General features: G+C 70.8%; 11 protein-coding genes. 7 read left to right on the top strand and 4 right to left on the bottom strand.

All coding sequences use genetic code 11. From position 1 onward, the window contains the following. The first annotated feature begins 104 nt into the window (after positions 1-104). The gene (locus M1105_RS13545) at positions 105-1742 is read left to right on the top strand and encodes a SulP family inorganic anion transporter (protein ID WP_249580908.1); all 1638 of its coding nucleotides are present in this window, start codon (positions 105-107) and stop codon (positions 1740-1742) included. Positions 1743-1821: 79 nt separating this feature from the next. On the opposite strand, the gene M1105_RS13540 is transcribed toward M1105_RS13545, so the two are convergent. The 3 genes from M1105_RS13540 to M1105_RS13530 form a co-directional block, all read right to left on the bottom strand. Further along, a complete protein-coding gene (locus M1105_RS13540) occupies positions 1822-3834 on the bottom strand; it encodes a PhoX family protein (RefSeq protein ID WP_249580907.1) in 2013 nt (670 codons plus the stop codon). A gap of 173 nt (positions 3835-4007) precedes the next feature. Continuing rightward, positions 4008-4628: a 30S ribosomal protein S4 gene (gene rpsD, locus M1105_RS13535; RefSeq protein ID WP_249580906.1), complete on the bottom strand. Its 621-nt coding sequence runs from the start codon at positions 4626-4628 to the stop codon at positions 4008-4010. Positions 4629-4804: 176 nt separating this feature from the next. Further along, the gene (locus M1105_RS13530; RefSeq protein WP_249580905.1) at positions 4805-6709 is read right to left on the bottom strand and encodes an acyl-CoA synthetase; all 1905 of its coding nucleotides are present in this window, start codon (positions 6707-6709) and stop codon (positions 4805-4807) included. Between the two features lie 167 nt (positions 6710-6876). Between M1105_RS13530 and M1105_RS13525 the strand changes: the two genes are divergently transcribed. Further along, a complete protein-coding gene (locus tag M1105_RS13525) occupies positions 6877-7212 on the top strand; it encodes a hypothetical protein (protein ID WP_249580904.1) in 336 nt (111 codons plus the stop codon). Positions 7213-7237: 25 nt separating this feature from the next. On the opposite strand, the gene M1105_RS13520 is transcribed toward M1105_RS13525, so the two are convergent. Continuing rightward, on the bottom strand, positions 7238-9052 hold the full coding sequence (locus M1105_RS13520) for an ABC transporter transmembrane domain-containing protein (RefSeq protein WP_249580903.1): 1815 nt from the start codon (positions 9050-9052) through the stop codon (positions 7238-7240). Positions 9053-9355: 303 nt separating this feature from the next. Here M1105_RS13520 and M1105_RS13515 point away from each other — a divergent pair, with 303 nt between their 5' ends. The 5 genes from M1105_RS13515 to M1105_RS13495 all read left to right on the top strand — a co-directional run bounded on the left by M1105_RS13515 (position 9356) and on the right by M1105_RS13495 (position 14653). Further along, entirely contained in the window at positions 9356-10615 is a 1260-nt protein-coding gene (locus tag M1105_RS13515) for an MFS transporter (protein WP_249580902.1), read from the top strand. A 2-nt stretch (positions 10616-10617) separates the two neighbouring features. Beyond that, positions 10618-11223 (top strand): glutathione S-transferase, encoded by a 606-nt coding sequence (locus M1105_RS13510; protein ID WP_249580901.1) that lies wholly within the window; start codon positions 10618-10620, stop codon positions 11221-11223. Between the two features lie 26 nt (positions 11224-11249). Further along, positions 11250-11879: a LysE family translocator gene (locus M1105_RS13505; protein ID WP_249580900.1), complete on the top strand. Its 630-nt coding sequence runs from the start codon at positions 11250-11252 to the stop codon at positions 11877-11879. 80 nt (positions 11880-11959) lie between these two features. Then, positions 11960-12859, top strand: coding sequence for a LysR family transcriptional regulator (locus M1105_RS13500; RefSeq protein ID WP_249580899.1), 900 nt, complete (start codon positions 11960-11962; stop codon positions 12857-12859). Positions 12860-12961: 102 nt separating this feature from the next. Continuing rightward, complete coding sequence (locus M1105_RS13495; RefSeq protein ID WP_249580898.1) at positions 12962-14653, top strand: NAD(P)H-dependent oxidoreductase subunit E; 1692 nt, start codon at positions 12962-12964, stop codon at positions 14651-14653. Position 14654: the final 1 nt, after the last annotated feature.

Genomic DNA, 14654 nt, shown 5'->3' with positions numbered 1-14654 from the left:
GCGTGAGCCGAACCGATGGGCCTCCGCGGCGGCCTTGCAGCGGACCTGCCCTTCGACTTAGCCTCTCCACATCTGTGTCGTCTCCCGCGCGGAGGGTGCGTCCCGTGAGCCCTGCCTCGGCCAGAACACTGCGCGGAGACATCTTCGGCGGACTCACGGCGGCCGTGGTGGCGCTGCCGCTCGCGCTCGCCTTCGGCGTCGCCTCGGGCGCCGGGGCCATCGCGGGCCTGTGGGGCGCCATCGCCTCGGGCTTCTTCGCGGCCGTGCTCGGCGGCACGCGCGCGCAGGTGTCGGGCCCGACCGGACCGATGACGGTGGTGATGGGGGCGGTGGTCGCCCAGTATGCGCAGAACCTCGCCGAGGCCTTCACCATCGTCATGCTGGGCGGGCTGTTCCAGATCGCCTTCGGGCTGGCGCGGCTTGGGCGGTTCGTGTCCTACACGCCCTACTCGGTCGTCTCGGGCTTCATGTCCGGGATCGGCGTGATCATCATCCTGATCCAGGCGCTGCCCTTCTTCGGGCTGCCGGCCGCCGAGGGCGGGCCGATCGGCGCCGTCCTGGCCTGGCCCGCGATCCCCGACGCGGTGAATGCCGAAGCGCTGGCGATCGGCATCGCCTGCCTGTTCATCATGATCGCCTGGCCGCGGCGCGCGGCCCACATCCTGCCGGCGCCGCTCGCCGCGCTGGTCGTCGGGACGCTGATGGGGATCGTGGCGCTTGGCGGCGCCCCGGTGATCGGCGAGGTGCCCGGCGGGCTGCCCGAACTGGTGGTGCCGACCCTCGTGCTCGATGAGTTGCCGCAGATCCTGCAGGCGGCGCTCGTGCTTGCCCTGCTGGGCTCGATCGACAGCCTGCTCACCTCGCTCGTCGCCGACTCGATCACCCGCACCCGGCACGACAGCGACCGCGAGCTGATCGGCCAGGGCATCGGCAACCTCGCGGCCGGGCTGGTCGGCGGGCTGCCGGGCGCGGGGGCGACCATGCGCACGGTCGTCAATGTCCGCGCGGGCGGCACCACGCCGCTTTCGGGCGCGCTCCATGCCGTGGTGCTGCTCGGCTTCGCCCTCGGCCTCGGACCGCTGGCCGAGCGCGTGCCCCATGCCGCGCTCGCGGGCATCCTGCTCAAGGTCGGCTGGGATATCATCGACTGGGGGTATCTGAGGCGCCTGCGCCATGCGCCACGCGACAAGGTCTCGGTCATGCTGATCACCATGGGGCTGACGGTTGCGGTCGACCTGATCACGGCGGTGGCCGTCGGCCTGATCGTCGCGGGCTTCGCCACCGCCCGCTGGATGGAGGTCGAGGAGATGAAGGGTGTCGAGGCCATCGCCCTGCCCGCGCCCGGAACCGGTCCCCTCCACCCCGAAACCGCCAGCGCGCTTGCGGACAGCGCGGGACGGATCCAGCTCATCCGGATGCGGGGACGCTTCTCCTACGCCTCGGCCCGGCAGCTCACGCGCGCGCTCGGCCGCACGGTCACCGAGACGCGCGCGGTGGTGTTCGATTTCACCGAGGCCGCGCATATCGATACCTCGGCCGCCATGGCGCTCGAGGAACTGGTGCGCAGCGCCCAGGATGCCGGGGCGGTGTGCCATGTCGCGGCGCTCTCGGGCGTCGCGCGCAAGACGCTGGCGGGGCTCGGGGTGCTCGACCTCGTCGGCCACGGGCGCGTCCACCCCGACCGCGAGGCGGCGGTCGCGGCCGCCTTGGCCGAGATCGGCGGCAAGGCGGAGGCCGCCTGACGGCCCCCGCCCATCGTGGACACGCCGCGGCGAAGGCCGGGGCGCACGCCCCGGCCGCAATACCCCGCCCGGGCGCGTGTCAGGATGCGATCCGCCCGCCGTCCTCGCGTGTCACGACCACCACCGAGGGGCGCGGCGGCATCCCGTCCCTGAAGTCGGGCCAGCGCGTCGCCGGGTCCTCGAAGGTCGACTCGCGCCCGAACGGCGCATAGTCCTTCGTCCCGTCCGTGCCCGGGTGCTGCACCGCGAGGAACAGCGTCCGCTGGTCGGCGGTGAAATAGGGGCCGCACAGCTCGGCTCCCACCGGGCAGCGGAAGAACAGCTTCGAGGTGCCGCGGCCTTCGCCTTCGGTCTCGAGCGCGTAAAGCCCGTCCGACTTGCCGGTCTTGCCCCAGCCCGAGCCCTGGTCGGTCGAGATCCACAGCCGCCCATCCGCGTCCACCGCGCAGTTGTCGGGCGAGGCGAACCAGCCATGCCCGGTGGTGGCAGGGTTCCACAGGGCACCGACCTCGGCCACCGCCGGGTCGCCGCATTTCACCAGGATGTCCCAGCGCGCGTGCGCCGCTGCGTGGTCGCCGCCGGGCACCGTCAGTTCGACGATATGGCCGAAGGTGTTCTCGGGTCGCGGGTTGGCCGCGTTCACCTGGTCGGGCTTGCGCCGGGTGTTGTTGGTCAGCATGACATAGACGCGGTCGCCCGCCGGCTGCACGTCCTCGGGCCGGTCCATCGGCGTGGCGCCCAGCAGGTCGGCGGCGAGCCGCGCGTCGATCAGCACGTCGGCCTGACCGTCGAAGCCGTTCGCGGCGGTCAGGGGCCCCTGCCCGTGGACCAGTGGCATCCAGTCGAGCGTGCCGTCGTCGTTGAAGCGCGCGACCGACAACTCGCCCTCGGACAAGAGCCGCATGTCGGCCGCCTTGTCGCCGGTCACCTTCCCGGCCGAGACGAAGCGGTAGAGATAATCGAAGCGCGCGTCGTCGCCCGAATAGACCACGACCCGACCGTCGCCGTTCACGATCGACTCGGCCCCCTCGTGGCGGAAGCGGCCCAGCGCGGTGTGCTTCACCGGCAGCGCCGCGGGGTCCATCGGGTCGACCTCGACGATCCAACCGAAGCGGTTGACCTCGTTCGGCTCGCGGTCGATGTCGAAGCGCGGGTGATGCTGGCCCCAGTTGTACCACATCCCCGGCGCGCCATAGCGCTTCAGCGAGGCCGCGGCGGGGTTGCCGCCCAGGTCCGGCTTGCCCTCGAAGTCGAGCTTCGATGTCCAGAAATAGCCGTGGAAATTCTCCTCGGCCATCAGGTAGGTGCCCCAGGGGGTGATCCCGCCCGCGCAGTTGTTGAGCGTGCCGATCACCCGCGTGCCCGAGGGGTCGGCCGTCGTCTGCATCCGCGGATGCCCCGCCGCCGGCCCGTCGATCGCCATCAGCGTGTCGAGCGCGGTGATCCGCCGGTTCAGCGGGCTGTCGAGCACCACCGACCACTGCCCGTCGGCGCCGCGCGCTATCTCGACCACGGTGCCGCCATGGGCTGCCATCTCGATCTCGGCCAGCTCGCGCGTCATGCCGGCGAACGCCACCTTGTCCTGCCGGCCGAGGCCGGGGAACATCACCTCCTCGTTGGTGTATTCGTGGTTGACGCACAGCACGCCGCGCGTGCCCTCGGCGTCGAGCGGCACGAAGCCCACATAGTCGTTGTTGTAACCGAACTGCTTCTTCTGGGCCTCGACGCTCTGGTTCAACGGGTCGAACTCGGGCGCGCCGGCGGTGATCGGATCGCCCCAGCGCAGCAGGATCTGCGCACGATACCCGGGCGCAATGTGGTGCGTCTCGTCATTGCCCGAAGCGATCTCGTCGAAGCGGAAGCGCGCAGCGCCCTGCCCGCCCGCCCGCGCCTCGCTTGCGGACAGGATTGCAGTCGAGCCGAAAAGCGCCGTGGCCGCCCCCACCCCCAGCGCGCCGCGCAGCAGGTCGCGCCGGCCGAAGCGGCGGTTGATCACGTCGCCGATGGTGTTGCCGAGATGGGCGTGGGTCGGAATGTCGTCCGCCGCCTCGAAGGCTTGCGCCTTGTTGCAGAACTCGTCGTCGCGGGTCATCGCAGGCTCCGTCATCGGTCGCGCGGGGAATCGCGCAGCTGCGCCCGAGCCTAGCCGCGGCGCACGACATACGGGTGACAAAACCGTGGGAACGGACGGCCCCCGCCCGAAACGAGAACGGGCCGGCGCCTTTCGGCACCGGCCCGCGAAGATGTCGTCCCGCCGGGGACGGATCAGTTCTTGGCGTAGAACTCGACCACCAGGTTCGGCTCCATCTGCACCGGGTAGGGCACGTCCGTCAGCCCGGGCACGCGCAGGAAGGTCGCGCTGCCCTTCGAGGCATCGACCTCGAGGTAGTCGGGCACGTCGCGCTCGGCCGACTGCGCAGCCTCGATGACCAGCGCCATGTTGCGCGCCTTGTCCGAGATGGTGACGATGTCGCCTTCCTTGACGCGGGCCGAGGCGATGTTGCAGCGCTTGCCGTTCACCTTGACATGGCCGTGGTTCACGAACTGGCGCGCGGCGAACATGGTGGGCACGAACTTGGCGCGGTAGACGACCGCGTCGAGGCGCCGCTCGAGCAGGCCGATCAGGATGTCGCCGGTGTCGCCGCGCTGCCGCTCAGCCTCGCCATAGATCTTGCGGAACTGCTTCTCGGTCAGGTCGCCGTAATAGCCCTTGAGCTTCTGCTTGGCGCGCAGCTGCGTGCCGAAGTCGCTCATCTTGCCCTTGCGGCGCTGGCCATGCTGGCCGGGGCCGTACTCGCGGCGGTTCACCGGCGACTTGGGGCGGCCCCAGATGTTCTCGCCCAGACGACGGTCGATCTTGTATTTGGCGGACGTGCGCTTGGTCACGGCCTACTCCTTCGGTCAATATTCAAGGCGGCCTCCTCTCCCCGGGCTCATTCCCGAAGCGACAGGATCCCGCTTGCGCGGGCCGCGGACGCCAAAACGGCACCACCGCCCCAACGGGCGGCGGCGATGGCGCCGTCTATACCCGCAGGCGGGCGGCTGTCAACATGGGACGCGGTTCAGCGGCGCAGCCGCCAAGGCCGCGCGAAGACGCCCAGCACCGCCTCGATCGCGTGCTCGTCGGCCTCCGGCCCCTCGACGGCGATTTCGGCGGTCAGGCCCAGCTTCGGGTCCTCGACCACGGTCACGTCGGCCCGGATGCCCGCGTCCAGGAGCGCGCGGGTGTAGATCCGCGCCGTTGCGCGCTTGCGCAGGTCCGGCTTGAAGATCTTGCCGACCGCCGTCTTGGGCAGCTCGTCGAGGATCTCGATGGTCTTGGGCACCGCCGCCTTCTCGGCGATCCGCCCAGCGGCGAAATCGAGCAGGTCCTGCTGGGTGACCTGCGCCCCGGCGGCCAGCTCGACATAGGCGCAGGGCACCTCGCCCGAATGCGCGTCCGGCTGGCCGATCGCGCCGACGAAGGCGACCGCGGGATGCCCGGCCAGCGCCTCCTCGATCAGCGCGGGGTCGATGTTGTGCCCGCCGCGGATGATCAGGTCCTTGGCGCGGCCGGTGATCCAGATGTAGCCGTCGGCGTCGATCCGGCCTAGGTCGCCCGTTCGCAGCCAGTCGCCGGGCTGCGCGAACAGCCCGGCATTGCGCGCGGGGTCCTTGTAGCCCGGGAACACGCCGGGCGAACGCAGGCAGATCTCGCCCACCTCGTCGGTGGCGCAGTCGCGCAGCACCGTGCCGTCGGCCGCGCAATGCAGGATCTTCGCGGCGGTGTAGGGGATCGGCAGGCCGACCGAGCCGATCTTGCGCTCGCCATCGGGCGGGTTGATCGAGACGAGGCAGGTCGCCTCGGTCATGCCGTAGCCCTCGAGGATGCGCAGGCCGGTCGCCTCCTCGAAGCGGCGGAACAGTTCGACCGGCAGCGGCGCCGAGCCGCAGAGGGCGTATTTCAGGCTCGAGACGTCCGCATTCACCGGCCGCTGCATCAGCGCCGAGGCCGCGGTCGGCACCATCACCATGAAGCTGACGCCCCAGCGCTCGACCAGCTTCCAGAAATTGTCCATCACCCCCTCGCCGCGATAGCCCGCGGGGGTGGGCAGCACCAGATGCGCGCCCGAAGCCAGCGCCGTCATCGTCACCGGGTAGGCGGCCAGAACATGGAACAGCGGCAGCGGGCAGATCAGCACGTCCTCGGCCCCGATCAGGCACAGCGCGCCGACATGGCCGTTGTAGACCATCCCGCGCTGGCAGTGCCGGGCGATCTTGGGGTGGCCGGTCGTGCCACCGGTGTGGAACATCGCGGCAATACGGTCGGGGTCGCGGTCCTCGGCGAAATCGAGGGCGTCGGCGCGCGCACGGGCCAGCTCGGCCCGGAAATCGAGCACCCGCGCGCGGTGCCGCCGCTCGACCTTCGGGCGCAGCAGAGGGACCAGCCAGGACAGCGGCGGGCGCAAGTAGCGCTTGAGATCGACCTCGAGCACCGTCTCGACCCCCGGCGCCTCGGCCACGGCGGCATGCACCTTCTGGGCGATGTCGGTCTTTGGGAACGGCGCGAGCGTCACCACCACCTTCGCGCCCGTTTCGCGAAGGATGGCGGCGATCTGCGCGGTCTCGAGCAAGGGGTTGACCGGGCTCACCACGCCCGCGGTCATGCCGCCGAGAAGGGCCAGCACCGTCTCGGTGGCATTCGGGAGCACATAAGCGACCGCATCGCCATCGCCCACGCCGATGCTGCGAAAGAGGTTCGCCGCCTGCGTCACCTGCGCTTTCAGGGCAGTCCAGTCGAGCGTCTCGGCGGGGTCGGCGGGACCCCCCTTCAGCTGGAAGCTCACCGCCGGGCGCGAGGGGTGGCGGGCGGCCGTCCCGGCCAGCATCTGGTAGACCGTGCCGCCGGGCCAGCGCTGCTCGGCCGGGATCGCCTCGATCTGTCGCTTGTCGTCCAGCGTCGCCCAGGCAAAGCGTTCCTGCGCCATGTGACCTCCCCGCCGCAGGGTCATCACGCGCCCCGCCCGCCGCCCCGTTGTCCCGAGTTCTGATGTCATGAATACACGCCCGTCCTGCCCCGGCAAGCGCTGCCGCGCCGTCACCCGGGGGCGAAACCCCCTCTGGCATCGCCCGGGCGCTGACATATCTGTGAGGCATGGGACGACGGGGACATCCGCATGAGAGGATCGCGGCCTGCTGCTATTGCGGCTCGCGCTCGATCCTGCCTGCCGCGGCCCGGCGCGAGCGGCTGGTCTGCCACGGCTGCGGCGCGCCGATCCGCGTGATCGAGGCGATGCCTCCCGCCGCTGCCCCGCACGAGGCCCCACGCAGCCAGCGCCCGGCCATCCCTCATCCCGCCGAAGCGCCCGGCGCGCACGCGCCCAAGGACCGCCCGGTGCGGCGCAAGAAGGGCCGGCACAGGCCGGGTCTCCTCGCCCGGCTCGGGCGCAGCTTCGACGATCTCGACGACATCCTCGACATCTTCGATTGAGGCGCGGTGCGCGCCCGCGGCCGGATCACTCCGCCGCCAGCCCCTCGGTGAACTGCAGTCGCGCGAGCCGGGCATAGAGCCCGCCCGCCGCCACCAGTTCGTCATGCGTGCCCGAGGCCACCAGCCGCCCCTCCTCCAGCACCAGGATCCGGTCGGCCCGCTTCACCGTGGCCAGCCGGTGCGCGATCACCAACGTGGTGCGCCCCTGCGAGAGACGCTCGACCGCCGCCTGCACCGCCCGCTCGCTCTCGGCATCGAGCGCCGAGGTCGCCTCGTCCAGCAGCAGGATGGGCGCGTCGCGCAGGATCGCGCGGGCGATGGCGATGCGCTGCTTCTGGCCGCCCGACAGCAGCACGCCCCGCTCGCCCAGCCATGTCTCGTAGCCCTGCGGCAGGCGGGTCACGAAGTCATGGGCGGCCGCGGCCTCCGCCGCCGCCTCGACCTCCGCATCGCTCGCCCCGGGCCGGCCGAAGCGGATATTGGCCGCGACCGTGTCGGCGAAGATCACCGGCTCCTGCGGCACCAGCGCGATCTGCCGGCGCAGGTCGGCCAGCCGCAGGCGATCGATGGGCACGCCGTCGATGCGGATGGCGCCGGAGTCGGGGTCGTAGAAGCGCAGCAGCAGTTGCAGCACCGTCGTCTTGCCCGCGCCCGAGGGGCCGACCAGGGCCACCGTCTCGCCCGGCTCGACGTGGAAGCTCAGGTCGTCCAGCGCCGGCGTGGCGCTGCGGGTCTGGTAGGCGAAGCGCACGTTCTCGAACTCGATCCGGCCCTCGGTCGGGTTCGGCGCCGGCAGGGGATCGGCGGGCTCGGCCACCGGGTTCGGCATCGACAACAGCTCGACCAGCCGCTCGGTCGCGCCCGCCGCGCGCTGCAACTCGCCCCAGACCTCGGACAGCGCGCCCACGGCGCCCGCGGTGAACACCGCGAACAGCACGAACTGCGTCATCTCGCCGGGGCTCATGCGCCCCGCGATGACGTCGCGCGCGCCGATCCAGATCACGCCCACGATGCCCGCGAAGATGAAGAAGATGACCAGCACCGTGAGCAGCGAGCGCGCGCCGATCCGCTCCCTCGCCGCGCCGAAGGCCGCCTCGACCTTGCCCGAGAACACCCGGCGCGCCTCGCCGTCGTAGTTCATCGCCTGCACGGTCTGCGCGGCCTGCAGCATCTCGCCCGCATGGGTCGCGCTCTCGGCCAGCTTGTCCTGGCTGAGACGCGAGAGCCGCCGCACCCGCCGCCCCAGGATCAGGATCGGAAACACCACCGCCGGCACGATCAGCAGCGTCATGCCGGTAAGCTTCGGCGAGGTCCACAGCAGCATCCCGATGCCGCCGAACAGCAGCAGGATGTTGCGCAACGCGATCGAGGCCGTCGAGCCCACCACCGTCTGGATGATCGCCGTGTCGGCGGTCAGCCGGCTCAGCACCTCGGTGGTCATGATCCTCTCGTAGAAGGCCGGCGACATGCCCGCGACATGGGCGAAGACGCCCTTGCGCAGGTCGGCGATCACCCGCTCGCCCAGCCGTGTGACCAGGTAGAAGCGGGCCGCCGTCGCGGTCGCGAGCAGGGCGGCCACCCCCAGCAGGGCGAGGAAATAGCGGTCGATCAGCCCGCTGTCGCCGCGCATGATGACGTCGATCACCCGGCCGAAGGCCACCGGCACGGCCAGCGTGAAGCCCGCCGCCGCCACCAGCGCCACGACGACGAACGCGATATGCCGCCGGTATGGCGCGAGATAGGGCAGCAGGCCCCGCAGCGGGCTCAGCCGGGCCGATTTCGCCCGGTCCCTCGCCTCCGCGTCGCCGGACGCGCCGTTCGCCTGTCTCCCCGCCCTCACGCGCCTCTCCCGAATTTCTGTCCGCGTCCGGTGATACCAACCGCCGGCGCCCCACCGCAAGGCGCGCGCATCGCCGCAGGGGAGCCATGCGCGCGCGCCTCGGGCCGCGGACCCGGCGCGTGCGTCCGCGCCATGCGCCGCGGCGCAGACCTGCTATGCATGGCGCGCAGATCTTCTTCCGTGACGCCCCCGGCGCTTCATGGCACAACAAGTCGAACATCGAGCCCCGAGGCCCGTCAGTCCCGGTCCGGTCACGCCGTCCCGTTGCGCCGCGGCCCCAGCAGAGCCCGCCATCGCCCGCGCATGACAGCCCTGATCTCGTTCACCTCGCTGTTCGTCTCGATCTTCCTCGTGCAGATGGGGTCGGGATCGCTTGCGCCGCTCGATGCCCTCGCGGGGGTGTCGCGCGGCTTCACGACCGAGCAGATCGGGCTCCTGGGCTCGGCGCATTTCCTCGGCTTCTTCGTCGGCTGCTTCATCACCCCCCGGCTGATCGGGACCGTGGGACATTCGCGCTGCTTCGCGGCGGCGGCGGCGATCGGGGCCACCGGGGCGCTGCTGCACCCGGTGCTGGTGGGGCCCTGGCTGTGGGCGGGGCTGCGCGTGCTCACCGGCATCGCCATCGCCGCGTCCTACACGGTGGTCGAATCATGGCTGCAGGCAAAGGTCGAGAACACCAACCGGGGCCGCATCTACGGCGTGTTCCGCGTCGTCGACCTGCTCGGCGCGGTGACGGCGCAGGCGATGATCGCGGTGCTCGATCCGGCAAGCTACGTCGCCTACAACATCGTCGCGGTGTTCTGCGTCATCTGCCTGCTGCCGCTGGCTCTCACGCGCCGCGTCGCGCCCACGACGCCCACGGCGCCGCGGCTCAGGCCGCTCGCGGCGCTGAGGCTCTCGCCCTCGGCGGTGATGGGGGTGATCGTCGCCGCCATGACGGGCTCGTCCTTCCGCATGGTGGGACCCCTCTACGGCTTCGAGAAGGGACTGGCGCAGGAGGAGATCGCGATCTTCCTGTCGGCCGCCATCCTCGGGGGCGTCGCGGCGCAGTATCCGGTGGGCTGGATCGCCGACAAGGTGGACCGCCGCGCCGTGCTGGTGGGGCTCTCGGGCCTGTCGATCCTCGGCTGCCTGTGGATGTCGCTGGCCATGCCTGCGGGGCAGCCAGTCATGCTCTATCTGGGCGCCGCCATCTTCGGCATGACCGCCTATCCGATCTACTCGGTCGCGGCGGCCTATGCGAACGACTTCGCGCCGCCCGACTTCATCGTCGAACTTTCCGCCGCACTGCTGTTCTTCTTCTCGGTGGGCGCGATCTTCAGCCCGCTGATCTCGGCCTGGCTGATCTCGACGCACGGGCCCGACGCGCTGTTCCTGTTCGTGTCCGGCGCGCATCTTGTGCTGGTGCTGTTTGCGCTCTATCGCATGACGCGGCGCCGGGCCCCCGCGCCGCAGACCGCCTACAGCTACACGCCCCGAACCTCGATGATCCTGGGGCGCCTGTTCGCGCCGCGCCGGCGGCCCGAGGCACCCATCCCCGACCGCCCTGACAGGAGGCTCTGACCATGAAGCTCTATTACTCCGCGACCTCGCCCTATGTGCGCAAGGCGATGGTGATCCTGCATCTCGGCCGCCTGGCCGACCGGGTCGAACTGATCGCGGGCTCGGGCACGCCGCTCGCGCCGAACGAAGGCACGCTGGCCGTGAACCCGCTGGGCAAGGTGCCCTGCCTGGTCACCGACGTGGGCGAGGCGATCTTCGACAGCCGGGTGATCTGCCGCTATCTCGACCATGTCGCGGGCACCGGCCTCTACCCCTCGGACGACAGCATCTGGAAGGTGCTGACGCGCGAGTCGCTGGCCGACGGCATCCTCGACGCCGGTATCCTCGCGGTCTACGAGCGCCGCCTGCGGCCCGAGCCGATCCGCATGCAGGCATGGGTCGACGGGCAGGTCGCCAAGGTGCGCCACGCCATCGCGGCCCTCGAGGCCGACGCAGACGCCCTTGCCGGTCCGGTGAGGGCCGACCACGTCGCCATCGGCTGCGCGCTCGGCTACATCGACTTCCGGTTCGCCGATCTCGGCTGGCGCGCCGGTGCGCCGCGGCTCGCCGCCTGGTACGAGACCTTCGCGGCGACGCCCGCGATGGCCGCGACGGCGCCGAAGGAATAACCCCGCCCCTGCCCGCCCGGGCCGCCATGATCCCCTGGACCGAGATCCTGACCGCCTGGGCGGTGTTCGCGGCGAACGTGCTTTCGCCCGGGCCCAACGTCTTCAACACCATCGCCATCGCTCTCGGTTCCGGCCGGTCGGTGGCGCTGGCGGTGGTGCCCGCGGTCGCGCTGGGGGTGACGGGCTGGGCGCTCGCGCTGATCCTGGGCGCGGCCTTCCTGTTCGCCCGGCTGCCCTGGCTCGAGCCCGCGCTGACCGCGACGGGCGGCTGCCTGCTGGTCTGGTTCGGCACGCGCTACCTGCATCGGGCCTGGCACTGGTCGGCCGGCATCGGACGGGCGCGGATGCTGAGCGCGCGGCAGGCCTTCGCCATCACGCTGGGCATCCTCGCCACCAACCCCAAGGCGCTCACCACGTGGATCGTGCTCGTCTCGATCTTCCCCGCCGGCCAGGCCACGCCCGCGGCGGTCGCCGTCATGGTGGCGGGCTCGGCCTGCGTCGCGGCGCTGGGACATCTCGGCTACGCGCTCGCCTTCTCGACCCGCCGCGCGGCCGAGGCCTATGCCCGCGCCGGGCGCTGGATCAACGCGGGCGTCGGCATCTTCTTCGCGGCGCTTGGGCTGCGGCTGCTCGCTGGCGTGGCGGGCCTGGCCTGACGGCGAACGGGGTGCGAGGCCGGTTGCAACCCGCCCGCCATGCTGCAAAGTGGCGGCAGGCTCCCGGCGGACAGGTCCCGATGAAAGTCGAGTTGCGCGATCTGGAAATTCTGGCGGCGCTGGCCAAGCACCGCCACTTCACCCGCGCGGCCGAGGCCTGCGGCATCTCGCAGCCCGCGCTGTCGTCGCGCATTGCCAATCTCGAAAACGTGATCGGCATGGCGCTCGTCCGGCGCGGCTCGCGCTTCGGCGGATTCACCGAGGAAGGCGAGATCCTGCTGAAATGGGCACGCCGGATCCTCGCCGAGAACGACGCCATGATGCAGGAGATGACGAACGCCCGCGGCGTCGTCGCGGGCCGCGTGGTGATGGGGGTGATCCCCACCGCGCTGGGTCAGGCCACGCGCATCGCGGCGGCCGTCAAGCGCAAGCATCCGCGCGTGGTGCCCGAGATCCGCTCGGCCTCGTTCGCCGAGATCGACGCGGGCCTCGGCGCCGGAAACTTCGATGTCGGGCTCTCGTATCTCGACGAGCGCGCGACCTCGCGCTTCAGGGCTCTGCCGCTCTACCGCGAGTCCTATGTGCTTGTCCTTCCTGCAGCCCTCGGTCCCACCGGGCGCGGCACGATCACCTGGCGCGAGGCGGCGGACCACCCGCTGGCCCTGCTCACGCCGAACATGAAGAACCGCCAGATCATCGACGCAGCCTTCCGCGAGGCCGGCGTCCTGCCCCGCCCGGTGTTCGAGACCGACGACCTCTCGGCACTGTTCAGCTATATCGCCGACAGTGATTCGGCGACTATCGCGCCCGCGAACGCCACCGATACCCGATTCTTCGGCCCCGGCTTCCTGACCCTTCCGCTGGTCGAGCCCGAGATCCGGCGCACCGTCGCGCTGCTCACGCCCGAGACCGGATTCGAGCCCCCTGCCGTTACCGCAATGCTGCGCGTCGCTTCCAGGCTACCGCTGCCCTCTTTATAAGCGCAGATTATCAAACGATCGGGAATTCGCACTTGCGCGCCCGCCCAGAGATGGGCTTTTTGTGGTATACCACGAAAACGGAAAACTTCATCGGGGGCGCTGATGGCACCGCTGGACGACAAGCCCGGGGTCTGGAAATCGGGCAAGGGCAAGGGGCGCAAGACGCCCAAGGGGCGCCAGTATGACGACGCCGCACTCACGGAGGTGCGCGCGCTGATCGGCGACCGGCCGCGCCGGCGCGACCTGCTGATCGAGTTCATGCACCTGATCCAGGACAAGCACGGCCATCTGTCGTCCGCCCATCTGCGCGCGCTGGCCGAGGAGATGCGCCTGTCGCAGGCCGAAGTCTGGGAGGTCGCGACCTTCTACGCCCATTTCGACCCGGTGAAGGAAGGCGAGACGCCCCCGCCCGCGCTGACCATCCGGGTCTGCGACTCGCTTTCCTGCGAGCTTGCGGGCGCGCAGCAGTTGCTCAAGGCGCTCGAGGGCGGCATGAACCCCGCCCAGGTCCGCGTCCTGCGCGCGCCCTGCATGGGCCGCTGCGACACCGCGCCGGTGCTGGAAATAGGCCACAACCACATCGACCACGCGACCGTCGAGAAGGTCGAGAAGGCGATTGCAGCCGGCGACACGCACGCGCATCTGCCGGACTACGAGACCTATGACACCTACGCGGCCAAGGGCGGCTACGAGACGCTGAAATCGCTGCGTGCGGGCGCGGCCACGCCGGATCAGGTGCAGGAGAAGGTCCTCGCCTCGGGCCTGCGGGGCCTTGGCGGCGCGGGCTTCCCGTCGGGCCGCAAGTGGTCCTTCGTGCGCGCCAATCCCGGCCCCCGCTTCCTCGCCGTGAACGGCGACGAGGGCGAGCCCGGCACCTTCAAGGATCGCTATTATCTCGAGCGCACGCCGCACCTGTTCCTCGAGGGCATGCTGATCGCCGCCTGGGCGGTCGAGGCCGAGAAAGCCTTCATCTACATGCGCGACGAATACCCGGCGGTACTGGAAATCCTGCGCCGCGAGATCGCGGCCCTCGAAGCCGCGGGGCTGGTCGCGCCGGGCTACATCGACCTGCGCCGCGGCGCCGGCGCCTATATCTGCGGCGAAGAGTCCGCGATGATCGAGTCGATCGAGGGCAAGCGCGGCCTTCCCCGCCACCGCCCGCCCTATGTCGCGCAGGTCGGCATCTTCGACCGCCCGACGCTGGTTCACAACGTCGAGACGCTGCATTGGGTCGCCCGCATCTGCCGCGAGGGGCCCGAGATCCTCTCCTCGGTCGAGAAGAACGGCCGCAAGGGTCTGCGCTCCTACTCGGTGTCGGGCCGGGTCAAGAACCCGGGCGTGCACCTCCTGCCCGCAGGCTCGACGATCACCGACATCATCGAGGCCGCCGGCGGGATGCTCGACGGCCATCGGTTCAAGGCCTACCAGCCGGGCGGCCCGTCCTCGGGCCTCCTGCCCGCCTCGATGGCGGACGTGCCGCTCGACTTCGACACGCTGCAACCGCATGGCTCGTTCATCGGATCGGCCGCGGTCGTGGTGTTGTCGGACAAGGATTCGGCCCGCGACGCGGCGCTGAACATGCTGCGCTTCTTCGAGGACGAGAGCTGCGGCCAGTGCACGCCCTGCCGCGTCGGCTGCGAGAAGGCGGTGAGGCTGATGGAAGCCGACAGGTGGGACACCGGCCTGCTGGAGGAACTCAGCCAGGCTATGGTCGACGCCTCGATCTGCGGCCTCGGACAGGCGGCGCCGAACCCGATCCGGCTGACGATCAAGCACTTCCCGGAGGAGATCTGAC

Source organism: Thermohalobaculum sediminis, assembly GCF_023487995.1.
Lineage (GTDB): Bacteria > Pseudomonadota > Alphaproteobacteria > Rhodobacterales > Rhodobacteraceae > Thermohalobaculum > Thermohalobaculum sediminis.
The sequence above is the reverse complement of the archived record's forward strand: the minus strand, read 5'-3'. Positions and strand labels throughout refer to the sequence as shown.